At 44.9% G+C, this 25,510-nt stretch carries 17 protein-coding genes, 8 tRNA genes and 1 pseudogene; 9 read left to right on the forward strand and 17 right to left on the reverse strand.

What is annotated here, in order from left to right; translation table 11 throughout:
• Nucleotides 1-309: 309 nt before the first annotated feature.
• Nucleotides 310-1,314, reverse strand: a complete 1,005-nt coding sequence (locus I6L24_RS00005) for a patatin-like phospholipase family protein (protein WP_085064458.1) — start codon at nucleotides 1,312-1,314, stop codon at nucleotides 310-312.
• A 123-nt stretch (nucleotides 1,315-1,437) separates the two neighbouring features.
• Here I6L24_RS00005 and chrA point away from each other — a divergent pair, with 123 nt between their 5' ends.
• Nucleotides 1,438-2,643: a chromate efflux transporter gene (gene chrA / locus I6L24_RS00010; protein WP_085064459.1), complete on the forward strand. Its 1,206-nt coding sequence runs from the start codon at nucleotides 1,438-1,440 to the stop codon at nucleotides 2,641-2,643.
• A 55-nt stretch (nucleotides 2,644-2,698) separates the two neighbouring features.
• On the opposite strand, the gene I6L24_RS00015 is transcribed toward chrA, so the two are convergent.
• Nucleotides 2,699-4,174, reverse strand: coding sequence for an alanine/glycine:cation symporter family protein (locus tag I6L24_RS00015; RefSeq protein WP_005252633.1), 1,476 nt, complete (start codon nucleotides 4,172-4,174; stop codon nucleotides 2,699-2,701).
• A gap of 45 nt (nucleotides 4,175-4,219) precedes the next feature.
• Nucleotides 4,220-5,458: a sodium/glutamate symporter gene (gltS, locus tag I6L24_RS00020; protein WP_064096397.1), complete on the reverse strand. Its 1,239-nt coding sequence runs from the start codon at nucleotides 5,456-5,458 to the stop codon at nucleotides 4,220-4,222.
• An 899-nt stretch (nucleotides 5,459-6,357) separates the two neighbouring features.
• On the opposite strand from gltS, the gene I6L24_RS00025 reads away from it, so the two are divergent.
• Complete coding sequence (locus I6L24_RS00025) at nucleotides 6,358-7,065, forward strand: nitroreductase (RefSeq protein WP_064096398.1); 708 nt, start codon at nucleotides 6,358-6,360, stop codon at nucleotides 7,063-7,065.
• 77 nt (nucleotides 7,066-7,142) lie between these two features.
• Here the strand turns inward: I6L24_RS00025 and I6L24_RS00030 are convergent, their stop codons facing one another.
• Nucleotides 7,143-8,360: a multidrug effflux MFS transporter gene (locus tag I6L24_RS00030; RefSeq protein WP_085064460.1), complete on the reverse strand. Its 1,218-nt coding sequence runs from the start codon at nucleotides 8,358-8,360 to the stop codon at nucleotides 7,143-7,145.
• Nucleotides 8,361-8,498: 138 nt separating this feature from the next.
• Between I6L24_RS00030 and yccS the strand changes: the two genes are divergently transcribed.
• From yccS to I6L24_RS00050, 4 genes are all read left to right on the forward strand, one after another.
• Complete coding sequence (gene yccS, locus I6L24_RS00035) at nucleotides 8,499-10,673, forward strand: YccS family putative transporter (RefSeq protein ID WP_174894294.1); 2,175 nt, start codon at nucleotides 8,499-8,501, stop codon at nucleotides 10,671-10,673.
• A gap of 85 nt (nucleotides 10,674-10,758) precedes the next feature.
• On the forward strand, nucleotides 10,759-11,319 hold the full coding sequence (locus I6L24_RS00040; RefSeq protein ID WP_004280696.1) for a YcxB family protein: 561 nt from the start codon (nucleotides 10,759-10,761) through the stop codon (nucleotides 11,317-11,319).
• Between the two features lie 169 nt (nucleotides 11,320-11,488).
• Nucleotides 11,489-14,071, forward strand: a complete 2,583-nt coding sequence (locus I6L24_RS00045; protein WP_216986249.1) for a PepSY domain-containing protein — start codon at nucleotides 11,489-11,491, stop codon at nucleotides 14,069-14,071.
• 98 nt (nucleotides 14,072-14,169) lie between these two features.
• On the forward strand, nucleotides 14,170-14,964 hold the full coding sequence (locus I6L24_RS00050) for a YdcF family protein (RefSeq protein WP_085064463.1): 795 nt from the start codon (nucleotides 14,170-14,172) through the stop codon (nucleotides 14,962-14,964).
• A gap of 25 nt (nucleotides 14,965-14,989) precedes the next feature.
• Here the strand turns inward: I6L24_RS00050 and I6L24_RS00055 are convergent, their stop codons facing one another.
• From I6L24_RS00055 to I6L24_RS00105, 11 genes and pseudogenes are all read right to left on the reverse strand, one after another.
• Complete coding sequence (locus tag I6L24_RS00055) at nucleotides 14,990-15,451, reverse strand: DUF2750 domain-containing protein (protein WP_004645832.1); 462 nt, start codon at nucleotides 15,449-15,451, stop codon at nucleotides 14,990-14,992.
• 72 nt (nucleotides 15,452-15,523) lie between these two features.
• A tRNA-Val gene (locus I6L24_RS00060) sits at nucleotides 15,524-15,599 on the reverse strand.
• 105 nt (nucleotides 15,600-15,704) lie between these two features.
• A tRNA-Asp gene (locus I6L24_RS00065) sits at nucleotides 15,705-15,781 on the reverse strand.
• Nucleotides 15,782-15,793: 12 nt separating this feature from the next.
• Nucleotides 15,794-15,869 (reverse strand) — tRNA-Val (locus tag I6L24_RS00070).
• Nucleotides 15,870-15,938: 69 nt separating this feature from the next.
• Nucleotides 15,939-16,015 (reverse strand) — tRNA-Asp (locus tag I6L24_RS00075).
• Between the two features lie 14 nt (nucleotides 16,016-16,029).
• Nucleotides 16,030-16,105 (reverse strand) — tRNA-Val (locus I6L24_RS00080).
• Nucleotides 16,106-16,126: 21 nt separating this feature from the next.
• A tRNA-Asp gene (locus I6L24_RS00085) sits at nucleotides 16,127-16,203 on the reverse strand.
• Between the two features lie 48 nt (nucleotides 16,204-16,251).
• Nucleotides 16,252-16,328: transfer RNA gene (locus tag I6L24_RS00090), tRNA-Asp, on the reverse strand.
• Nucleotides 16,329-16,356: 28 nt separating this feature from the next.
• Nucleotides 16,357-16,432, reverse strand: a tRNA-Val gene (locus I6L24_RS00095).
• 493 nt (nucleotides 16,433-16,925) lie between these two features.
• Nucleotides 16,926-17,459 carry a cell wall-recycling L,D-carboxypeptidase ElsL gene (gene elsL, locus I6L24_RS00100; RefSeq protein WP_085064464.1) on the reverse strand — a complete coding sequence of 178 codons (534 nt, stop codon included), beginning with the start codon at nucleotides 17,457-17,459 and terminating at the stop codon, nucleotides 16,926-16,928.
• Between the two features lie 125 nt (nucleotides 17,460-17,584).
• Nucleotides 17,585-17,938 (reverse strand): annotated as a pseudogene (locus tag I6L24_RS00105) (YbaN family protein); the annotation flags it as partial.
• A gap of 87 nt (nucleotides 17,939-18,025) precedes the next feature.
• Here I6L24_RS00105 and I6L24_RS00110 point away from each other — a divergent pair.
• The 3 genes from I6L24_RS00110 to dapE all read left to right on the forward strand — a co-directional run bounded on the left by I6L24_RS00110 (nucleotide 18,026) and on the right by dapE (nucleotide 20,424).
• Nucleotides 18,026-18,901, forward strand: coding sequence for a DUF1853 family protein (locus I6L24_RS00110; protein ID WP_085064466.1), 876 nt, complete (start codon nucleotides 18,026-18,028; stop codon nucleotides 18,899-18,901).
• 112 nt (nucleotides 18,902-19,013) lie between these two features.
• Entirely contained in the window at nucleotides 19,014-19,166 is a 153-nt protein-coding gene (locus I6L24_RS00115) for an entericidin A/B family lipoprotein (RefSeq protein WP_004280704.1), read from the forward strand.
• A gap of 121 nt (nucleotides 19,167-19,287) precedes the next feature.
• Entirely contained in the window at nucleotides 19,288-20,424 is a 1,137-nt protein-coding gene (gene dapE / locus I6L24_RS00120; RefSeq protein ID WP_085064467.1) for a succinyl-diaminopimelate desuccinylase, read from the forward strand.
• Between the two features lie 65 nt (nucleotides 20,425-20,489).
• On the opposite strand, the gene I6L24_RS00125 is transcribed toward dapE, so the two are convergent.
• Nucleotides 20,490-20,948: a hypothetical protein gene (locus tag I6L24_RS00125; RefSeq protein ID WP_044111490.1), complete on the reverse strand. Its 459-nt coding sequence runs from the start codon at nucleotides 20,946-20,948 to the stop codon at nucleotides 20,490-20,492.
• A gap of 3 nt (nucleotides 20,949-20,951) precedes the next feature.
• Nucleotides 20,952-25,403, reverse strand: a complete 4,452-nt coding sequence (locus tag I6L24_RS00130) for a hybrid sensor histidine kinase/response regulator (RefSeq protein ID WP_085064468.1) — start codon at nucleotides 25,401-25,403, stop codon at nucleotides 20,952-20,954.
• Nucleotides 25,404-25,510: the final 107 nt, after the last annotated feature.

The raw sequence follows: 25,510 nt of genomic DNA on the forward strand, positions 1-25,510 counted from the left end.
ACTGCATTCTGGCATGAACATAGATGCTTTTGAATATTTGATCAACTTAAGTATACGAATAATAATATTTAAATTTTAATTTAGGACGAATAAGGCTTATTATTTAAAACAATATACTTATAATTCAATTTGTTATATTTAAAATTAATTTTATCTTTTGCGATAATTCCGACTGACTGATACACATAGGCAATCATCTTATCTTTTATAACAATCAGTTAAGCGTTACAGCCGATGATCCTTTATCCTTTTGATTGAATATACCTATCCTGCGATATAGGGATAAACAGAAATTTCAAAAAAAAAGATTTATTGAGCTTGATGTTCATGTACCACAAACTGTGGAATGCGATGTCCTTGAGCATAATCATGTTTTTGGTAGGCTTGTGAAATTTCCATCAACTTTAACTGGGTCGCCTCGGCACCAGCCTGCATGGTGAGTTCCCTGCCACGTACATCAAAGATATGGCCTTTTTCGCGTAAGTCCGGCTGAATCACCACATCTGCATGCTTTAATTCTTCATGCGCCAGATGTTGCTGCATAATATTGATGTTCTGGTTAAATAGCCCCCAGACATTGCTGGTTTCCGTGTGAATGGGCTGTGCCAGAATATCCACCGCAATCACAATATCGGCTCCCAACTCACGTGCCACATCGACCGGCACAGGACTGACCAGACCACCATCTACATATTCTTTACCTTGAATAAGAGTCGGAATAAACATACTCGGAATCGAGACTGAAGCACGTACCGCCTGTCCGGTATTGCCATAGTTAAAGACGACTTTCTTGCCTTCTTTCAGCGCGGTTGCTACCACAAACATTGGGATTTTCATGGCTTCAAGCGGGGTTTGATCGACCTGCAAATTGACATAGTCCTCAACTTTCTTGCCATCAAAAAAACCTTTTCTGGCCAGCTTGATATCACGGACATCATTCGGTCGCATGTTGAGAGCAATATTGCGCAGTTCAATCGCCGGTTTGCCACTTGCATAAATGGATCCCACAATACTGCCCGCACTGGTTCCGACAATAAAATCTGGTTGAATACCCGCCTGTTCCAGTACTTCCAACGCACCAATATGCGCATAGCCACGCGCACCGCCACTGCCCAGAACTAAAGCAACTACCGGACGTTGCTGGGTTTGCTTGATCTTTTGAAAATCAATTTGATTCGGACGTGCCTGAGCTTCTCCGCGTTGTGCAGCAGGTTGTAGATGACTAGTCGCCGCTTGGGCTGTCATTGGGGTCGTTTGGCAAGCACTTAGGCCAAATGTACCCAGTATCACCATACTCAACACATATTTCTGCATGCAGAGAATGTCCTCATTAATCTAAAGCAGCATAGTGTATAAACACATGCATAAATAGTCTGTAGAATTTCGTAAAACTGTCATACAGTTCAGCTACTTTATCTTCATTTTTCCCATAACTGTATGCCTTCAATCTCACTGTACCGGATTTTCCTGATTTTCCTGCAACTGGGCTGCATTTCATTTGGCGGTCCAGCGGCGCATCTGGTGTTTTTTCACCGAAAATTTGTGACCCAACTGCAATGGTTGAATGACACCCAATACAGTCAACTGGTCGCTTTGGCACAACTTTTACCCGGGCCGAGCAGCAGTCAGGTGGGGCTGTCGATCGGTTATCTGCAACGGGGCTATACTGGTGCCGTGATCGCATGGTTGGGTTTTACCCTGCCCTCAATGATTCTGATGACCTTGGTGGCGCTCTTGGGTCAAAGCTATTTTCATATTTTAAACTCAAACAGCTTTCATACCATCCAGTTAATTGTATTTTCTGTCATCGCCTGGGCATTCTGGCAAATGCTGAGAAGCTTCTGTAAATCGGCTTGGCAATACGCTGTCTTAATCCTCTCGGTGGCATTACTGATAGTCGTTTCAGTGAGTTTTAATCAGATTCTGGTCATTATACTGGGCGCAATCTGTGGACTCTTGGCTGGACATTTTTCCCACTCAGATTTGAAACCCAAAGAAATTAACAAAACGGCAATCAGCTCGCCTTATATTCGATCTGCCGCTGCGCCCTATTGGCTGTTGGCATTTATCCTCCCATTTGTGCTGCTGCCCTTAGCAGGCAAGTTATGGGGTGAATCAGAGCTGCAATTTTTTTCCAATTTCTATCAGACTGGCTCGCTGGTGTTTGGTGGTGGTCATGTGATTTTGCCTTTATTGCATCAGGATTTTGTCACGACTAGTTTGGTGAGTGCCCAATCTTTTGATCTTGGCTATGCATTTGCCCAGCTCATGCCTGGACCTTTATTCAGTTTTGCCAGTTATATTGGTGCTTTGCTGCCTTGGACGCCTTATGTCTGGCTAAATACACTGTTAGCAACCTGTGCAATCTTTTTACCTTCATTTTTTCTGATCTTTGCTACCTTGCCCTACTGGTCATGGTTGATGCAGCAGCGCCATATTCATCAGGCGGTGATGGGCATCAATGCTGCGGTGGTGGGGCTATTGCTGTATTTATTGCTGGATCTTTCACAACGTTATTTTAGTTATGGCTCCGACCTAGTCTTTGTCGCGGTGATGATTGCTCTGCTACGCTCAAAACTACCGGTCTGGTTCAGCCTGATTTTAGGCTTTGTGCTTTATCAAAGTTATTTAAATTTCTTTTAAATAAAACTTTGGCACAAAAAAAGCCCCGAATGATCGGGGCTTTTTGCTTCAAGTCTTACCAGATATCTGATTTGACCTTGTCTTTAAATTTAGGATGGTTATCCAGTTTAAATTCAGGCTCTTTCACACCACGCTTCAACTGACCAGTATAGTCGCGAAGTAGCATCAGCAAGAATGGCATCAGCAACAGGATTGCGATCAGGTTGATGCTTGCCATGACACCCATGAACAGATCTGCCATATTCCAGATCAATGGCACACTGGCGATAGAACCGAAATACACCATGACCAATACAAATAAGCGGAAAATCAACATCACCCGGCTATTGTTATTGATGAACTGGACGTTTCCTTCGGCATAGGCATAGTTACCAATAATCGAAGAATAGGCAAACAGGAACAGAATCAAAGCCAGGAAGTCATCACCCCAGGCACCAATCTGGCTTTCAAGCGCCATCTGGGTCAAGGTCACGCCTTCAAAGCCTGCATTTTCATACAGACCCGAAACCAGAATAATAATCGCGGTACATGAACACACCACAAAGGTATCTACAAATACTCCGAGCATCTGTACCAGACCCTGGTTGACCGGATGTTTGACATCGGAAGCTGCAGCAGCATTCGGTGCCGAACCCATCCCTGCCTCGTTAGAGAACAGACCACGCTTGATGCCCATCATCATCGCCATAGATACCATGGCGCCAAAGAATCCACCAGCGGCGGCTTCAAATTCAAAGGCTTTACTGAAAATGAGCTGGAAGATGGATGGGAGCAAATCGTAATTGATGACCGCAATATACAAAGCCACAGCCAGATAAAGCACAGCCATAAACGGCACAAAGCTTTCCGCAACTTTCGCAATCCGTTTAATCCCGCCAAAAATGATCACCGCAGTCATCAAGACCAGAAACAATCCGACCCAGGAAATTTCCAGATTCAGGCCGCCTAATGGCAGAATCAGGTTCGCCTGATCCCAGCCCCAGGCATGAGAGGTTGCTCCGGTAATGGCATTGGCCTGAACTGCATTGAAGACAAAACCATAAGTCGTGATCAATGCAATCGCAAAGACAATCCCGAGCCATTTCTGTTTCAGGCCTTGAGTAATGTAATAAGCTGGACCACCACGGAATTGCTGGTTTTTGTTATCTCGCACCTTAAACAACTGTGCCAAAGAGGATTCAACAAAAGCAGAACTCATGCCCAAAAAGGCAGTAAACCACATCCAGAACACGGCACCGGGGCCACCAATCGCAATCGCAATGGCGACACCCGCGACATTGCCCACACCGACCCGGCTTGCCAGTCCAGTGACAAAGGCCTGAAACGGGGTAATGCCGTGCGTATCCTGAACCTTGCCACGGCTATTTTTCATGACTTTCATGCTGTGCCAGAACAAACGAATTTGTACTGCACCCGTCATGATCGTGTAGAAAATACCGACTGCGACCAGAAACACCACCAGAAAATCCCATAAAGGGCCATTCAGGGCATTAATCCAGCCGAGTAAGGTTTCATTTAACTGATCATTCATGTCACATCCTTATGAGCCTATGACTCATCGTATCAGGCATAAAAATTATGCAAAAAACTTCAAAATCATCTGAATAACAGTAGCATTGATTAAGTCAACGAAGAACGCACCACATAATGGAACAATCAGGAAGGCCTTATGCGACGCACCATACATATTGGTAATCGCCTGCATATTGGCAACCGCTGTTGGCGTTGCGCCCATACCGAAACCACAATGACCTGCTGCAAGTACCGCAGCATCGTAGTTTTTGCCCATGATGCGGAAAGTGACGAAAGCTGCATACAAAGCCATGGTGATGGTTTGCGCACCCAGAATCACCATGAGTGGTCCTGCAAGGTCAGCCAATTGCCATAATTTCAACGACAATAATGCCATCGCCAAATACAGTGACAATGAAGCATTACCAAACACATCAATCGCGCGATCAAAAATCTGAACCTTGAAAATGCCTTCCAGTACATTACGCAGGAGTACACCGCCGCCCAATGCCCAGACAAATGTTGGCAGTTCAAAAGCAGTACCTTTACTGAAACCTGTCATAAACTCTGCAAAAGCCAAACAGCCTGCAAACAGGCCCAATGTGGTAATTGCATTATCGGCAGTAATCAGACGCAGACGATGTGGATATTCAAATTGTACGTATTCCTCTGAAGTGCTATCCATTGGGGTGTTGTCACGCTTTTCGATCTGCTGATCGGTACGTGCAGTAGCCAGGTTATAACGGTTGATCAGCAACTTGGCTAAAGGTCCACCAATGATCCCGCCGATGATCAGACCGAAAGTCGCACTGGCCATACCCAGTGCCAAAGCACCCTGAATGCCATGTTCAACTTCAAAAATCTCCCCCCATGCACCCGCAGTACCATGACCGCCGGTTAAGGTAACTGAGCCTGCAATCAGGCCAATCAGTGGGTCAATACCAAGCAGTGTTGCCAGACTCATACCGACTGCATTTTGCAAAACAATAAAAATCGATATAGCAAACAAGAAAATTACCAGACCGACACCGCCTTCACGCAACTTGGAAAAGTTGGCACTCAGACCGATCGAGGCAAAGAAGATCAACATAAAACTGGTTTGTAGCTCTGAACTGGTGGTGATGCTGTATCCCCACAGTGAATGCACCAGTAATGAGATGATCGCAGCAACCAAACCGCCTGCAACCGGCTCAGGAATGTTGTAGCGCTTTAAAAAATCGATTTTATTAACCAGGAACCGCCCAAGTAATAAAACAATCACTGCGGCAATCAGGGTATAAAATGCGTTAAAAGTAAAATCCATAATTTTTTGCCCAAGATGATTCTGAATTTTTTATTATTCTAAAAGTCGTAGAGTTGACTATATGTCTAGCTCTCTCATTAGATATGCATCCGTTACATCCGGATTTAATCTATGACCTTTAGAAAACAAAACGTTTATCATCTCTTTCAAACTTATGAATATCATCGTCACGATCATATTCAACAAATGAGAGATTTATAAAAGCAACACCATTTCTATTCCGATACTCAGTCTTTTGGAAAATTGCAGGCAATCTTCAAACAGACGTACATGCTAATAAAAAAACTGTGTTTTAAGCTCAAAAAACATTCACTGATTGATGAGTGCTTTCAACCTAAAGGCTTCATTCAAGCCATCTGGAATAGCGTTATTTCAAACAGATCTTGATCATGCAAAGCATGAATTAAGATGAAAAGTCGTACATTATGCTGTTTCTTTGTATAACGTTATATTGTTTTTTATTAGCAATAGTTAATAAAACTATAAAAAATAATTATAAGTTCTCATTTTTTATATGAAGATTAAACTATCTTTTAATTCAAAAAAAATATTAGTCTCTTACTCAAAACAGAATAACACCGGAATCCTGAAATTAAATTAACTCGATTTTCAGGCAAAATAAATGTGTTCTCTGTGTGAAATTGTTATTGTTAAATTGTTCAAACACTTGGGATTTAAGCTATTTTTTTCACTTAAAGACAATTTTCATAACGATCTTTATTCTGATCATTTAGAGGACTAAACTCGTATTTTGGAAGGCCAAATAAGTGCTCTTTGGCTATTTTTTGGATAAATCATTTTTATCAGCCGGTAAACAATAAAATTTTCCTATCCCCCCTTCTGTTTGTTTAGTTTATAGTCATTGCCAACTCAATAAGGATATTTGACTGGACTTTACAATGGATCAAAATTTTGTTCATGCGGTAGATCACACCATTACCTCTCGTCATTCAGTACGTGCTTTTTTAAATACACCCGTGAATACCGACACCTTAAAAGAGATTTTGGCCGTTGCCAGCCGTGCCCCTTCAGGAACCAATACCCAACCCTGGAAAGTGTATGTGGTAACTGGCAAAAAGCGCGATGAAATCGTGCAACGTGTCTGTCAGGCACAAATGCAAATCTATGCAAATCCGGAATTGTCACAGCAGTATCAGGAAACTTTTGCCTATTATCCTGAACAATGGATCTCGCCATTTATTGAACGTCGTCGTGAAAATGGCTGGGGTTTATATGGCTTGCTTAACATTCAAAAAGGTGAAAAGGAAAAAATGGCACGTCAGCAGTTACGTAATTTTGAACTATTTGATGCGCCTGTCGGCCTGTTCTTTACTGTCCATCGTTCTTTGGCGATTGGTTCCAAAATGGATGTTTCAATGATGATCCAGAATGTCATGCTGGCCGCAAAAGCCCGCGGTCTGGACACTTGCCCGCAGGCTGCCTGGAATCATTTTCACCCGATCGTACTTGATCTGGTGGGTGCTCCAGCCGATGAAGAGCTGGTCTGCGGTATGGCACTGGGCTATGCCGATCCAGAGCAGATTGTTAACAGCTTTATTACCCCGCGCGTTCCCGTAGAGGAATTTGCCGTGTTTATCGAAGAGTGAGGCAGGCAGGGCTAAGTCAATTGACTTAGCCCTCTGTCCAGACCAGTATTTTTATTGCCTGAGAGAACATCCAGCATCTATGCATTTTTTAGGCTGGGCATTTTTATTTTAAAAATTGTCCAAGCAGAAATACAAACAAAAACCAGCATGATCAATGCCATATTCAGTAAAGCCTGCCAGAGCATAAAATTCAGTAATACGCCGGCCAGTAATCCACAGACAAATTGCATACTTCCCATAATGGCACTGGCAGTTCCTGCCCGCTCGCCCTGTTCAGCCATTGCCAGAGCCATGGCATTCGGACCAGTAAAACCGATAGCTGCCACTATGACAAACATGCCTGGCAGTACCCAGAGCACAGAGTTTACGTCCAGACAGCCCAGCAGGATTAAAGCTGACACACCGGCAAACTGCAGACAGGTGCCGATTTTCAGACGCTGCAATATCGAGAAACGTCCGGCCAGATGCTTATTCAATGTCGAAAACAGCATGATGCCGACCGCATTTGCACCAAAAGCATAGGCAAACTGCTGCTCGGTGAGCTGATAACGATCCATCAAAATGGCCGAAGAAGCACTGATATAACAGAACATCACCGCACCGGAAAAACAGCCGGCATAAAGCGGGCGCCGAAAGCTGGGATCCTGAAAAATGCTACGGTATAGGCTTAATACCTGTTGAAAATTCAGCTTGAGACGGCGTTCTGGTTCCAAGGTTTCTTTAAAAAGAAAGTGCACACAAGCCAGACTCAGCAAACCACAGCCCATTAATACCAGAAATATCGTGTTCCATTCATAAAATTTTAGTATCCAGGCCCCCAGACTCGGGGCAATAATTGGTGCAATCGCAGTCACAATCATCATGCTGGCAAAGGCCTGAGCTGCTGAGTGCATATCCAGACGGTCACGAATTGCAGCACGTGCCATGACCACGCCAACACAGCCACCGAGAGCTTGTAAAATCCGGGCAGTGATCAGACTCCATTCATCCTGCACAAAGACACACAGCAAACTTGCCCCAATGTATAAGCACAGCCCAAAATACAGTGGCGGTTTACGTCCAATCCGGTCACTGATCGGTCCATAAATCAGCTGTCCGACAGCCAGACCAAAGAAATAGGCCGGCAGGCTATTGGAAACCATTTGAGTACTGACACCAAAATCTGCAGCCATGGCCGGCAAGGCAGAAAGATACATATCAATGGATAAAGGCCCGAGCGCACTCAGTGCTGCCAGCAACACAATCCAGGACATGGCATAAGGTTGTTGTACTATTTTATTCGATGTCATAAGCATGAAGATTTAAAGCGCTAATATGCAGACAAATTAACACAGTGCATAGTATGATTTAGCCTGAAATGAAGATTTATAAATCTACTATTTTCATTAGTATATTCAGATTCAGCTGTAAAACTGCAGCATAAAGGACGACCTTTGAAATCTTGGCTCACTCGTCTCAAGCAAACCACCTATAACACGACCTTGATGTATAACCTGCGCATGATGACGGCATTTGCAGGTACCGCCTTTGTTCCCTATTTTATGGGACAACAATTGATGACGATCCCATTGACTTTAGGGGTGGTCGCAGCTGGTTTAAGCGATATTGATGACCGCTTTTCGGTGCGGATTTTAAATCTGCTCTACACCTACATTGGCTTCTTTATTACGGCAGTAGGCGTATATCTGCTTTTTCCTTATCCCTTGCTGTTTGCCTTGGCCTTAATTGTGTCCTGTATTGCCCTGATTTTGCTGGGTTCACTAGGGCGACGCTATGCCACGATTTCCTACGGCTGTCTGGTGATTTCCGTTTATTCCATGCTCGGGGTGGAGCTGTTTGATGAATGGTATAAACAGGCTGGTTTATTGGTCATCGGCGCGATGTGGTACGGTCTGCTGTCGACCATCAGTTTCCTGATTTTCCCTGCCCGGTTGGCGCAAGACAAGCTTGCCATTTCCTATTCTGCTCTCGGTGACTTTTTATATGCCAAGTCCAATCTGTTTGATGTGGACATGACCCCGAAAAGCTATCAGCAAAGCATGATTGAACTCTCGCTTGAAAATGGGAAACTGATTGCGATTTTTAATGAGATGAAAACTGCCCTTTTGACTCGCCTGAAAGGTGACCGGGGGCAAAAAGACACCCGTCGCAGCCTGCAATATTATTTTGTCGCGCAGGATATTCATGAACGTGCCGATTCAGCGCATATTGATTATCAGAAACTGGCCAAGATTTTCCAGCATAGCGATATCCTGTTCCGCTTCCAGCGCATCATGTCAATTCAGGGCAAAGCCTGTAAGGACCTGAGTGAAAGTTTGCTGATGCGCAAACCTTATGTACATAACCAGCGCTTCAAGCATGCCTTTGATAACCTGAGACAGTCTCTGGATAAGTTACGTCAGGAGCAGCAGTATGATCAGGTCTGGATCAGTGCCCTGTTTGCGCTGTTTCAAAACCTGAAATCGATTGATGCCCAGTTACGCAACCTGGAAACCGAGCAGAATATCAAGTCCGAGCGTTTCAAACATATCGAGAACCAGCTTAGAGATGATGACCTGAAAGGCTGGGATGACATCAAGATTCGGATTAAGCAGCATCTGACCCCAGAATCGGTGCTGTTCCGGCATGCCATTCGCCTGTCGATTGTGCTGCTGATCAGCTATATTTTTGTACAGGTCAGCAATATTGAATATGGTTACTGGATTTTATTGACCGCACTCTTTGTCAGCCAGCCCAACTTTAACGCCACCAAACGGCGTTTACGTCTGCGTATTATCGGTACGTTGGTCGGTATTATCCTCGGTTATGCCATTTTATATTTTGTGCCGTCCATCGAAGGACAATTATTGCTTCTGGTACTGAGTGGGATTCTGTTCTTTGAATTGCGCAGTAAACAGTATGCACAGGCCACCGCCTTTATCACAATTTTAGCCCTGATCAACTTCAACCTGGACGGTATGGGCTATGCCGCGGCCATCCCGCGTATGATCGACACCTTGATTGGCTGTGCGATTGCCTGGTTCGGCGTCAGCTTTATTTTTCCAGACTGGAAGTTCCGGCGTTTGCCGCGAAGTATCAAACGCAGCCTGCAGGCAGAAGCAGATTATTTGAGTGAAGTAATCGAGCAGTATAAATCAGGACGTAATAATGGCCTGAAATATCGGATTGTGCGCCGTGCGGCCCATAATACCGATGCCGAGGTGGCTTCACTAATTTCGACACTGGCCACTGAACCGGATATTGATCCGGTACAAAAATCGCTAGCCTTTGAGTTCCTTTGTCTGAACCATACTTTTATCAGTTATATTGCTGCACTGGGCGCACACCGGGAAAAAATTGAAGATCAGGACATTCTGAATTTACTAGACAAAGCACTTGAGAACATTCGTGGTGCATTGCTAAGAGATGAAATGCCCGATTTAAGTGCGCAAAATATGATTGCCCATATTCGCCAGCGCCTGGCTCAAGATCAGGAGCAAGATCAGAAATCCCTGATCATTTTGCAGCAACTGTCTTTAATGTTCAGCATTTTAAAGCAGTTGAGCCAACTGAAACAAAGTTTGAGTCATGAGCGTGATGAACAGGCAACTGAATTAGGTTCATTATAATTTGGCTGATTTTGGAACAATATACTCACTGAATTGGTACAATTAGTGCTAAACTTTTTACAGTTTAAAATCTGCTAATTTCATTATGACTGCGAAAAATTTATACGCTTATACCCTACAGCCTGTGAACTATGAAATTTCAGAAGCCGAGCAGCGTCATGCTCAGCTGGTGATCTGGCGTAGTACCAATAAAATTGGCATGAAAGCATGGCTGATCATGGGTGCTGTTGTTGCACTTTCTATTCTGGGCATTCTGCTCCTGAAGAACTATTCTACCGTGTTCTGCTGGGTGGCCATTGTCTGTGTGGTGTTGTATTACCTGATCCGTACCTTTGGTCTGGAATGGTATGTTAAACGCAAGATGAATGAATTTCCGGTACAGGAAATCAAAGGTGTTCGCCTGGGCGTGCAACCGCATGGTATCGTGATGCGCCAGAAAATGGGCATGCAGGAAGGTGTTGGCGCGATTAGCTGGAAAGACATCTATGAATGGTACAACACACCAGAATTCATGTTGGTCAATTTCAAAGTAAAAGGCCAGCAAGGCGCCTATATCCTGCCGAAACGTCTGGACAGCAAAAACTTCTCTTTCGCTACGATTCGCAAGCATCTGGAAGCAGAAGTCGGCGCAGCAAAACAAATCTAAACTGTTCTTTCTTCAGTGAAAAACCTCCTGCCCCGGCATGGAGGTTTTTTTAATCTCAAAATAATAAATGATAATGAGAATAAATATTATCCTCAACACCTATAATTCGGGCTCAAACTTCAGTTATAATTTTGCCACTTTTATAGATCTCACCCTTAATCTGACGACCATGTTTAAAAAGACATTTTTCCAAATCCACTGGTTTCTGGGGATTACAGCAGGTTTAATCCTCTCGATAATGGGGGTCACTGGCGCAATCTATTCCTATGAACAACAAATATTAAAATGGATGAATAGCGACAGTTATACGGTTCAGGTTCAGCAACGTGACAAACTCACGCCTGCCGAGCTGTATCAGCACTTTAACCGTACTGCGCCTGACATGAAGATCAACAGTATTACCGTGGCACAAGATCCAAGTGCTTCGAGTACCGTGAATGTCGCTAAAGAAGGCGCACGGCGTGGTCAGAACATCATGATCAACCCGTATACTGCGGAAGTCTTACCAGAGATTAAGGGTCGGGAGTTTTTCCAGTTTATTCAGCAACTGCATCGTAATTTGACGGTTGGTCCAGTAGGTAAACAGATTACCGGTGCCTGTACCCTGATGCTGATCTTTTTTGTCTTGTCAGGTCTATACCTGCGCTGGCCGAAACGTCATTCGATCAAGCAATGGTTCTTTGTAAAACCTCAGCTGAAAGGCCGTAATTTTATCTGGGATCTGCACGCTGTTGTGGGAACCTGGGTGGTGATTTTTTACCTGATTTTAGCCTGTACCGGCCTGTACTGGTCTTATGACTGGTGGCGCAATGGCATGTTTAAGGTACTGGGTGTAGAGCGTCCGCAACCGGAAATGCAGGCCAATGCCGGCAATAACCGTGGTGAAGGACATCCAGGCGGCGAACGTGGCCCACGTGCTGAAGGTGAAGCACGCGAAGGTCTCAGCCCTGAAGCTACTGTCCGTGCATTGGACCAGAGCTGGATTGGCTTTAACACTGAATTTTCAGATAAGTATTCTACTGTAACGTTTAACCTTCCGAAAAAACCGGATGGTGAAATGCAACTGAGCTTTGTCGATCCAATCGTTCAGCATGAACGTGCACGAAACAGTGCCACTTATAATTACCAGACAGCTGAATTTACCAAAGTTGAGCTGTATGAAGATAAAAAGCTCAATGAAAAGATCATGAGCAGCATGTTACCGGTGCATCGTGGCAGCTTCTTCGGCCCGATCTACCAGTTCTTTGCCATGGTCGCAGCCTTGTTGATGCCGTTGTTCTTCGTGACCGGCTGGATGCTTTATCTGAAACGTCGCAAACAGAAACGCTTAACACTGGCAGCACGTCAGGGTGCGACTGCAGTAAACCTGGATGAAAATGCAAAACCGTGGCTCATCGCCTATGCCTCACAAACAGGGGTTTCTGAGCAACTGGCTTGGCGTACAGCAACTGCCCTGCAGGAAGCACGTCAACCGGTAACAGTGAAGCCGGTACAACAACTGACGCTTGCCGATTTACTGCAAACCGAACAGGTATTATTTGTTGCCAGTACCTATGGCACGGGCGAAGCACCAGATCTGGCTTCTTCTTTTGAGAAAAAAATCCTGTCTGCTCAAGCTGATCTCAGCCATTTAAGTTATGCGGTATTGGCTTTAGGTTCTCAGGAATATCCAGACAGCTATTGCAGTTTTGGTCACCGTATTGATCAGTGGTTAAAACAGAATGGTGCCCAGCAGCTATTCAATACGATTGAAGTCGACAATGCCAATAACGAGCATATCCAGCAATGGAATAGTGCGCTGGAACAAGTCACTCGACTTGAGCTACAAGCGATGAGTATTGATAAGACCTTTGATCACTGGAGTTTGAGTAAACGTGAAGTCCTCAATCCGGGTAGTCTGGGTGCGCCTGCCTTCAATATCGAACTGACCCCTGAGCATGAAGCCGTCTGGCAAGCAGGTGATATTGCCGAGATTCAGCCAGGAAATAGCCCAGAACGTATTCATGCATTTATGCAAAAGCACCAGATAGCAGCGGGTACACAAGTACCTTCTATGCAACAGAATATTGAACAGGCACTCTGGGATCGTGATCTGACTCAGGCTGAACCTTTTGATTCTCTGGATCAGCTCCTCACGCAATTACCGGTTTTGGCAACACGTGAATACTCCATTGCCAGTATTCCAAGCCAGCAGGTTTTACGTCTGGTGGTACGTCAGCAAACCGATGCTAGTGGTAATCTGGGATTGGGTTCAGGCTGGCTGACCCAGCATGCGGCTCTCAATGCGCCCATTGCACTGCGTATTCGCAGCAATGAATCTTTCCACCTGATTGATGACAACCGCCCGATTATCTGTATTGGTAATGGTACCGGCATTGCCGGACTATTAAGTCTGCTCAGTGCGCGTAACCGTCAGGACTATAGCCAGAACTGGCTGATCTTCGGTGAACGTCAGCGTGAACACGACTTCTTCTTTGAAGAAACCATTCAGGCCTGGCTGCAAATGGGAACCCTGAAACGTCTCGATCTTGCATTCTCGCGCGACCAGCAGGAAAAAGTTTATGTACACCATAAACTGCGTGAACAGGCTGAAGAACTAAAAGCTTGGATTGCTCAAGGTGCAGTGATTTATGTCTGTGGTAGCATCAATGGCATGGCCAGCGATGTGGATCAGGCCCTGATTGAGATTCTCGGTGAAACGCTGCTCGATCAATTACGTCTGGATGGACGTTATCGCCGTGATGTATATTAAGATAACCTGATATGCTAAAAACCGGGCTCAATGGCCCGGTTTTTATTGAAGATGCAAAAGCAATAATAAGAATATGAATAAGAAAAAAGGAACCCTGGATGCTCAATCAACTTAAACGAAGTCTTAGCCTGATCTCTGGCTTGATCCTATGTATCAATAGCGTCTGGTTACTGAGCCAAGGTCAGAGGCATTTTGCTATTGCCCTGTCGATCTTCATTGGGGTGGCACTCATCCTGTACGCCTTATTTTTTTCATCTATTCAGCGCTGGAAACAGAATTCCCGATTCAGAACCTTGTTCTGGAACAGTCTCTGGGGCGGATTTCTATTCTGGATCATCAGTGTCGCGGCTTTCTTCGCTTATATCCAGATGTCAATCAACCCGACTATTCCGGCACGACCTGCTGCAGCGATTTTAGTATTAGGTAGTGGTATTAATCAGGGTCAGCCCTCACCCATCTTAAAAAATCGTCTGGATACCGCAGCAAAATATGCAGAACGATATCCGAACACTTTAATCATTATGACCGGTGGACGAAATTTCTGGGAGAGACAGAGCGAAGCTGAAGTCATGCAAAGTTATATCTACACGAACTATCCGCAGCTCAAAAACCCCATTAGCTTAGAAGATCAAAGCAGAAGTACCCAACAGAACCTGCAATATTCTCAGGCAATCCTAAAACAGCAACATATTGATCGAAATGAGCCCATCGCGATTGTCACTAGCGATTTTCATAGCCCTCGTGCCCGTGCCATTGCCAGACATCAGGGTTATCAACAAGTCATCAGCCTGAGTGCCAGCACACCCCAGAATGTTCGCTATAATTCCTGGTTACGCGAATATTTTGCTTTGATAAGTGGCTGGCTACTGAATGAATATTCATTGTTCCAATAAACAAGCTGTTTTAAAAACAATAAATTTAATTTAAACGGATCTGCCTAGGCAAAGGCATATCCGGATTTTTAAACAGTTCCGGCTTTTGCACATAGATCTGATACAGATAATTTTTAATATCAAGTAATAATTTTTCCGGTGCCACCAGAATATTCTGCCCTTCCGGGGTCAGGTCAAGCGAAACAATGGTACTTTCCTGACGTAAAAAGGGAATGACTTTCTCTACAAAATCCTTGAGACCAATTTCCTGAATCTCGTAATTTTCCCAATTGTCTTTAATCAACAGTCGAGCCAGACCTTTACTTTGCCAACAGGCAAATGCGCGTTGTCCGGTCGGCGTGGCACATAAGGCCCACCCATCCTGATAGAGTGCAAAAATGCCAGCATTAGCAACAATGGCTTCAATATATTGCTTATAAAGCTGTTGAGGATCGAAAGCAGTTTTTTGGGATTTGGTCGCGGCTTTGCGCTGATAGGGATTTCTCATGGTCGTGAAATCTTAATATTATTATAATACAATCAGATTCTAAGGAATAAATAGAGTTGAAGCAAGAAGATATGGTGGGCGCTGACGGGATCGAACCGCCGACATTCTGCTTGTAAGGCAGACGCTCTACCAACTGAGCTAAGCGCCCTGAGAAAACAACAACGTTGTTTTAAATGACGCAAGACCAACAAGGGATGTAGTCTTGGTATCTTGAAAACTCAGATCTCAGGAATCCAAGCTTCTCATCTTAGGATGGCGCAGCGGACGGGGCTCGAACCCGCGACCCCCGGCGTGACAGGCCGGTATTCTAACCAACTGAACTACCGCTGCATCGTAAGAATCTGGTGGGCGCTGACGGGATCGAACCGCCGACATTCTGCTTGTAAGGCAGACGCTCTACCAACTGAGCTAAGCGCCCTGATAAAGAGTGTCAATCTTTAGTTTATTAAATTCAGGCTCAGGGACCTCAATTTAATTTCTTTTGAAATGGCGCAGCGGACGGGGCTCGAACCCGCGACCCCCGGCGTGACAGGCCGGTATTCTAACCAACTGAACTACCGCTGCATCGCAAAAGAATCTGGTGGGCGCTGACGGGATCGAACCGCCGACATTCTGCTTGTAAGGCAGACGCTCTACCAACTGAGCTAAGCGCCCTCAAAAGGTCTATCGTATAAATGGCGCAGCGGACGGGGCTCGAACCCGCGACCCTCGGCGTGACAGGCCGATATTCTAACCAACTGAACTACCGCTGCATTTACACAATGTCACTATTGTGGCAAACGAAAATCAAGATCTTAAAGTGGCGCAGCGGACGGGGCTCGAACCCGCGACCCCCGGCGTGACAGGCCGGTATTCTAACCAACTGAACTACCGCTGCAACTATAAGGTCTCAACATAAAAGAGCTTGGTGGGCGCTGACGGGATCGAACCGCCGACATTCTGCTTGTAAGGCAGACGCTCTACCAACTGAGCTAAGCGCCCTTTCTAAACGTCTATCATCGTTTGATGGGTGCATTATAGAGAATCTGCACAGCCTGTCAAACGCTTTTCGGAATGTTTTCCACTTTTTAGGTGTGACTGATTAAAAAATAGGTTGTTTGTTAAAAAAAACAACACTTTTTGTTTATTTTTTAAGTCTCTACCGAAATTTTTTAATTTTCAAAATGAAAATTGAAGCGAAATTTTGTGTTTTACCCTGCGAAGTTTCAGTCTAACCACACGACATATTGCAATTCTGATTAAGGATTATACAAAGCTTTAAAATACTCGACGTTGTGTTCATGTAATCTTTCAACTGTCATTTATTTTTATTCAGAAAATACCAGTAAATCTAAGCTTCAAATAATCATTTAACCCATTCCATGCGATAAAAATACCATCTGGATCAGATTAATCAATCTTTTCTGCTGTCTCCACCAAGCAGATTCAGTCCATAAAAACAAAACCATTTTCACATAATCTTAAAATCTAACTTTTATTCGCTTTTCGAAACATTCAGCCTGCCCAGATCTAATGCCTGTTCTGAAATATAGACCAGTGCATCTTCACTGATCAGGTCAAATAATTCAGCGACCTCCGGATTACGCATACGGATACAGCCGTGCGACAGCGGCTCTCCCATCTTTTCGGTTTCTGGGGTGCCATGAATATAGATATAACGCTGATAGGTATCGCAGCCTTCGCCTTGATTAAAACCTGCCTCAAGGCCTCTCAGCCATAAAATACGCGTCAGGATCCAGTCACGCTGCGGAAATTCCGCTGCCAGTTCGGCATTATAAATTTCACCCGTCGCCTGACGTGCGACAAATACACTATTTAAGGGAGCATTCTGACCAAACTTTTCAGCAACTCTGTGCCAGCCACGCGGGGTCTTGCCACTATTTTCAGTTTCACCAATGCCATTTTTGCCACTGGAAATCAGATATTGTTTGTTTAGACGGGGCAGATACAGTTTTTGTTGGGCAAGATCAATCAGGATATCGGCTTGATCCAGATGCAAGGTATTCATGACTTGTTATTCTCAGACTCTATTTTGTTTGGTTTTATAGGGTTTAACTGATTATCTTCAGATGGCGCTGTTGGTATATCTGTCTTTTCTGGGTCGACTGTATTTTTCTGAATAATGATCTGATTTGGTTCAGGACGTCGCCATAACCAGATCGCGACGATCAGCATCGTAATATTGGTAAAGGCTTTAACTGCTAAGGGTGCCGTGGTAAACAGCATGATGATCCCGCTGATCAGCATCATGATACTGGCCAGCCATTTGGCCTTACGCGGTACAGTACCGTGCGCGCGCCAATCTCTTAAGGTCGGGCCATATTTGGGATGATTCAATAACCAGTCATCCATTTGCGGCCAGCCTTTAGATGCCGCCCAGGCCGCCAGAATCAAAAAGACCGTTGTTGGCATACCCGGCAGGATTGCACCGATAAAGCCCAGGATCACAAACAGCACCACCAGACTTCGCCAAAACAACACTTTCATACATCAACCCTAACCGCAGAATTCAGGTAGTATAAAGCGTTTTCCGATACTGTCCGTTGTATTTCTGCACTTTTCACAGGTTGTACTATGCCCTTTTCCAGTTTAAACCAAAATCTTGTAGAAGCATGGCAACGTTATCAACATCCTCTGGTGCGGCAACTGGCATTTGCTGTTGGCAGTCCGAATATCCTGTCCCATATTCCAAATGAACTTGAACTCATACATCACTTTGAACTGCATGACAGCCAGACCTGGCAGCGACATCTTAGTCATTATCATCCACGCTTGGAATTTCTTGATCAGCATCCAGAAGAATTAATCAAATTTGTGCAGCAACTGAAAAGTACGCGTTTAGGACTGCGCTTTGAAATGCTGGTCTGGTTCTGGTTACTCGATGACGCTTTTCATCCCTATCGGCTGCTTGGCCATAGTCTGCAAAAAATTGAAGGCGCAAAGACCTTAGGCGAACTGGATTTTCTGCTATTAAATAGCGATACAGGACAGATTGAACATTGGGAAGTAGCATTGAAATATTATCTAGCCGAAGCCGATTTTAGTTTGCCGCATTGGTATGGCCTGAACCGCACCGATACTTTAATCAGAAAAATGAAGCATTTCACACAAAAACAATTCCAGTTTGATGAGGCTTTGCAGCATCCGATTCAAAAACGTTTTTGCGTCTTGAAGGGACAACTGTATTTGCCTACACATCATGCCGATCAGCCAATTCCCTCATGGATTAATACAGAACGGCGTCTGGGTTTATGGGGACAGCATATTCCCGTTGCACAGCACAGTTTCTATCGTCTGCAACGACATGAATGGATTTATCCGCAAGCCCGGCCGAGCAGTTCAGCTGCGATCTGGTGGACGGATGGCCTCTATAAAAAGGTCGATAGCAATGACTTTTATATGTATCGCAATCCGGTGCTGATCCAGCATCCATCGCATAAGCCCCTATAAAGCATTACATTTATTAACCGAAGCACTATGAAAACCACATATTTTTTAGAGCGTATATTTTCTACTCTAAGTCCCACATCATAATAATTTTATTATTGATTATACGGAGATGATGATGAAAAAAATTCTTGCTGCTTCATTAATGATGGCTTTTGTATTGACTGGCTGTAACACCGTAAAAGGCATGGGCAAAGATGTGTCTAAAGCTGGCGATGCGGTAACCAATACTGCTGAAAAAACCTCTGACGAAATCCGTCAAAACTAGTTTTTTTCTAAACGCTCACAGAACCCTATCCCAGATAGGGTTTTTTTATATCAGTCGTTCACATTCAAGCCTATATTCGCCTATTATAGAGCCGAAAAAATTATCGACTGTTGAATACCGTATGAGCTCTTCCGCTACCCTCGATTTAAGCCTGCAACTATTACGTCAGCCTTCTGTCACACCGATTGATCATGACTGCCAGAACATCATGGCTGAACGTTTAAAGAAGATTGGTTTCAATATTGAATCCATGCGCTTTGAAGATGTAGATAATATCTGGGCACGCAAAGGCACAGAAGGTCCGGTCTTCTGTTTCGCTGGCCATACCGATGTCGTGCCAACAGGGAATCTGGATGCCTGGAACTCAGATCCTTTTTTACCAGAAATCCGTGAAGGCAAACTTTATGGTCGTGGCAGTGCCGACATGAAGACGGCTTTGGCAGCCATGGTAGTTGCAACAGAACGTTTTGTTGAAAAATATCCGAATCACAAAGGTTCGATTGCCTACCTGATTACTTCAGATGAAGAAGGTCCATCGATTAACGGCACGGTGAAAGTGATTGAAACACTGGAAGCGCGTAATGAGAAAATTACCTGGTGTCTGGTCGGTGAACCGTCAAGTACTAATAAACTGGGCGATATAGTCAAAAATGGCCGTCGTGGTTCATTAAATGCCAACCTTACAGTCAAAGGCAAACAGGGTCATGTGGCTTATCCGCATCTGGCCGTGAATCCGATTCATACCGCCTCTAAAGCCATTGCTGAACTGTGCGACACAGTCTGGGATCATGGCAACGAATATTTCCCGGCGACGACCTTCCAGATTTCCAATATCAATTCGGGTACAGGCGCAACCAATGTTGTTCCCGGCACCATGAACCTATTGTGCAACTGGCGTTATTCAACTGAAGTGACCGCCGAAGAACTCAAAGTACGTACTTTAGAAATTCTGGATCGTCATGGTGTGGACTATGACATTTCTTGGACTTTATCTGGCCTGCCTTTCCTGACGCCAGTTGGTGAACTAGTAAATGCAGCTAAAACCGCCATTCTGAATGTGACGGGGACTGAAACTGAACTATCGACTTCGGGCGGTACCTCAGATGGCCGCTTTATTGCCCCTACCGGCGCACAGGTACTGGAACTTGGCGTATTGAATGCCACGATTCATCAGATCAATGAACATGTCGATATTGCAGACTTAGAGCCATTGGCTGAAATCTATGAGCAGATTCTCGTGAATTTACTCGCCAATTAAGTAAATTCATAACGCAATAAAAAAGGAACTCCATGGAGTTCCTTTTTTATATTTTATAGCCTGGATTACAGCCCGATTGTAGCCTGAATATTGGTCATATTCGGAATATGGAACAGCTGTTCGTTCATGCGCACATATTGAAAGATGGCAGGATCATTCACCGGCTGATCGACATCGACCACTTCGGAAATACGAATCCGGATGGTTTTCGGCATTTCATTACACATCAGGGCAAAGCGCTGAGTAATTTCATCCCCCTCAATCACCAGTGCCACCCCATTTTGACGTGACGGATCATTCACTGCATAGACCGGTAACTGTGCCTCATGCCATTCTACAGTTTTGACCTGAGTATTGCTATCCAGTGCTGACAGGACAATGTTTTGTGGCAATAACATCGGATCTTTGCCATGACAGTCAATAATATAGGCATCAATAAATCCGGTCGATACCGTAATCAGATGCTGAAGTTCCTGCTGGCTAATCTGATCAGCCATTTTATTGCTTGAATTGGTCTGACTCATATATTACCTCTGTTTTTCAGCAATCAGTTGCTGGATATTGGCCAACAGTTCCGCTTCCTGGAACGGTTTACCCATATAATGCGTTACGCCCAAGCTGAATGCACGTTCACGATGCTTCTCACCGGTACGTGAGGTAATCATGATAATCGGCAAGTCACGGTGAATATCATGGTGACGAACCAGATTGGTCACTTCGAAACCGTCCATGCGCGGCATTTCGATATCCAGCAACATCAGATCCGGTCTGACGTTTTCAAGCTGCTCGATCGCATCTACGCCATCTTTGGCAGTGACAATATCATAGCCTTGACGTTCAAGCAGACGCGACGTCACTTTACGTACAGTCACCGAGTCATCGACAATCATCACCAGACGACGTGCATTTGAATTACGCGAACCATCACGCTGATCATTCAGCTGTTTGACACGCTGTGTCGCCTGAATCTGGCGGGCAACATTCTGTCCATCGAGAATCAGACAGACCTGACCATCACCCAGAATCGTGGCACCGGCCACTACCCCGACGTTGGCAAACTGCTGTCCAATCGGTTTTACTACAATCTGCGCTCGTGAACCGACCAACTGATCGACCAGCAAGGCAATGGTTTGACCACTATTACCTTTAATCAACAGCACCGGCAATGAATGACCAACATTATTCAGACGTGGAATCGGCTGGTTGCCAACAAACTCAGACAGATAACGCAGCTTATAGTTTGCGCCATCGATCTTGAAATAGTCATCTTTACTGTTGAAATAGCTTTCCAATGTGGTCGGTGCAATACGCACAATTCGGTCAATCTGCGCCAGAGAAATCGCATATTGCTGATCGCCCACTTTCACCATCAAGGCATCGCTGACCGCTACGGTCGTCGGTACGCGAATCGTAAAGACCGTACCCTTGCCCAGTTCCGAGCTCACTGACACATGGCCGCCCAGTGATTTGATCTCGCTTTGTACCACATCCAGACCGACACCACGACCAGAAATCTGGGTCACTGCTTTCGCGGTACTGAAACCAGGATGGAAGATAAATTGCAGGATTTCTTCCTGATCAATGACTTGATCCGCTTTGATTAGATCCAGACTCAGCGCTTTTTCACGAATCTTCTCCGCATCGATCCCCTTACCATCATCACTAAAGGACACGATTACATCGGTTCCCTGACGGCTGATGTTCAAGACAATAGAACCGACTTCCGGCTTGTTCAGTGCGATACGATCTGCAGTATCTTCCAGACCATGGTCAATCGCGTTACGCAGCATATGCTCAAATGGGGTGACCAGACGCTCGAGAATGTTACGATCCAGTTCACCTTCGGTATTCTGTACGATCAGTTCTGCAGGACGGTTCAAGGTGGTCGAGGTTTGACGCACGATACGCTGTAAACGCGGCAACATCCGATCAAATGGAACCAGACGGGTACGCATCAGGCTTTCCTGAATCTCGGCCTGAATACGGGATTGTTGCAATAACAGACCTTCAGTTTCGCGAACCTTGTCGGCCAGTGTACTCTTGAAGTCGACCAAATCTGATGCTGATTCTGCAAGTGACTTGGACAGCTGGTTGAGCGACGAATATTGGTCCATTTCCAGCGGGTCAAAGTCGGCATAGCGCGAGTTCTCTGAACCATGTTTGGCAATAATCTGTGATTCCAGCTCGCCTTCCATTCGACGTAACTGATCAGCAAGACGTTTGATCGCCAATTCCATCTCGTTCAGGGTATTGCCTAGCTGACCCAGGTCCATCTCGATACGCGAACGGTTAATCGAGTTCTCACCGGACAGGTCAATCATCTTCTCGACCAGATCAGCAGAAATACGGATCATCTCGTTATTGCTATCGCTGGTGCCGCTATTCGCCCACTCACCCATCATCTGTGGCGGTTCAGTACCATCACCTTCAACGAAGCCAAAGTCGGTGCTGACCACCATATTATCTGTCTTCGCCAGACGCTCAGGCAATTGCGCAGTAACGTCCACATAAGCAATCTTTTTCAGACTGCTGTGCAGCTGATCAAAACCATTATAGTCACGCTGGAAAATCGCCTGTCTTAACCAGACCAGCGTTTTCTGCAATAAGCCATCATAGGCATTCGAGTTAAATTGATAGACCGCAAACTGTTCGAAAGTTGTTTCCAGCTCATAGGCGATACTGGCCACTTCTTCAACATCAATCATACGTGCACCACCCTTGATACTGTGGGCAGCACGCTGTAATTGCAGCAATAAACTACGGTCACTACGCTGATCAAACCATTGATTGAGGAGCTTCTCGGCATTCGCCAGAATCTCTTCGGATTCTTCAAGGAAAGATTCTTCAACAATGGATTTCAGTTCGTCTTCTTCAGAGCGTTCTACTGGTGTGTCTTCAATAGCCTCAGAAGACTTAGAGATTTCCAGTAATTCTTCAGCTTCAGCCAGATCAGTTGCAGGCTGTTCAGTCGTTGCTGACTCTTCAAGTTGCGGCTCAGAAATTGATGTCGCTTCGACCTCTGCAACTTTAACTCCAGTGTTCGCGCTCTCCACAGCAGCAACAGCTTGTCCAGAAACCAATGCCTGAATATTTTGCAGAATCGCAATCGCTTCTGGTGCAGGATAATCAATACCGTCTTCCCGAATGGATTGAATACGATCGGAAACGTTATCCTGAACCAGACGAATAATCTGGATTAAAGCAGGTGTTACGGCAATTTGCTGACGGATCACCCGCTCATAAATACTTTCTAGTTCATGCGCAATCAAACCGATATGCGATGCTGCGATCATGTTTGCACCACCTTTTAAGGTATGCAAATGACGCATCAGATTGTTCAGTGAGGTCGTATCATCCTGTTTTTTGCTCCAGGTATTCAGATCTTCATCAATGCCTGCGAGCAATTCATCCGCTTCTTCCAGGAAGATACTTAATAATTCTTCATCAAAATCACGGTTGGTTTCAGTACTTTGCTGCTGCTGACGATCTGCAGCGATGCGTTGACTCAAACCAGCAAAATCGACACTGCCAGGCGCGACAGTTTCAGCCACTTGTGTGGCCTCTGAGCTTAGCTCAATATTCTGATTACTAGTATCTTCAGCAAATATCTCGAGATCCTGCTGCACAAATGCAGACAGTTCACTGAGTATTTTTTGAATCTCATCATTCAGAATGACGCGCTGTCCTGCGGCCAGGGTATCAAATAAATGAATAAATTCCTGGTGTGCCTGTGCGAACAGCTCATAAGCATAATCACTGTTTAGCAGCACTGGCTTTTCAAGTAGCGCATCATAAGCCGATTTCAGATCGGCAGTGAATTCATGAATTCCTTGGGCTGCCCGGCTTTCTGTATGTGCCAGCAATTCTGCAGCCTGCTGGCTGAGTGCCTGAATATATTCCGGATAATCGACTTGGGCACGTTTATCAAATTCAAACTCGGCATCCAATAACAGATCAATATCCAACTCAACCAGTTTGGACACCAAGCCTTGCGTCTGAATGCTATTGGTTTCAATAACTGCAAAGCCATAATTATTCCAGACACGCTCAAAGGTGGCATATACCGCATCCAGTTTTGCAGTATTGCCCTGACGTAGCAAATGCAGATAGTCACTGACAAACTCAGCATACTGAATCAGTAAAGCGGTTTCTTTTGAGGTTGAGACAATTTCATCTTGTAGCAAGGTTTTGAACAGATGCTCCACTTTAGAGCTGGCCTCAAAAATCTGGTCAATCTGCGCCATGGATGAACTGCCGCGCAAAGTATGAATCGCACGAATCAGCGCATTATAATCTTGTGATTTTTCATCTTCAGTGCGAAGGAAGGTGGCAATCGTTTCCAGATGCTCTTCTGCTTCTTCAATAAAGATCGCCACAGTTTCTTCGATATCACTGCGAACCGGTACTTCTACTGGCGCTATTGTTAGCTCAACTTCACTTGGCTCATTCTCTGTAAGCTCAAGACCTGTCATCTGACCTTCAGCGGTCAAATGATCTGCCAATGCCAGTAATTCTTCCAATGCAGGTTCAGGCGAAATTTGTTGTTGTAATTGTTGTCCCAACAGCACCATTGGACGCAGATCGAGATCCAATTGCTGTACATGTTTGAATTTTGGATATAAAGCATATTGATAGACATTCAGTACCGCTTGGGCAAATTTCTGTACCGTCGGTGTTAGCTGAATCGAACCGGACAAAACCCGGTTTAAGGTATCTTCAACCGCCCAGGCCATTTCCCCTGCCGATTTTGCCCCGACCATGCGGCCTGAACCTTTCAGGGTGTGAAAATGGCGGCGAATGGTTTTCAGATTTTCTTGATGATCTGGATTGCTCAACCATTCTGGAAATAAAGCATTTAACTCAACGAAGATCTCTTCGATTTCCTCAACAAAAATTTCAAGAATTTCTGCATCTTGGTCAAGATAACTATCTTCAGGAAGCGTTGTCGTTTCAACTAAATTTTTTAATATTTCTTTCATAGCTCATGCTTCTTACGTTATGCCGCCAAGAAGGGCGCTCAAACTTAATTGTGACCGTCACGCGATACCTAACGTATGAAGTTAAGTACATCTTGTCGAGGCTTTAT

The sequence above is a fragment of the Acinetobacter lwoffii genome, from assembly GCF_019048525.1.
Classification (GTDB): Bacteria; Pseudomonadota; Gammaproteobacteria; order Pseudomonadales; family Moraxellaceae; genus Acinetobacter; species Acinetobacter lwoffii_K.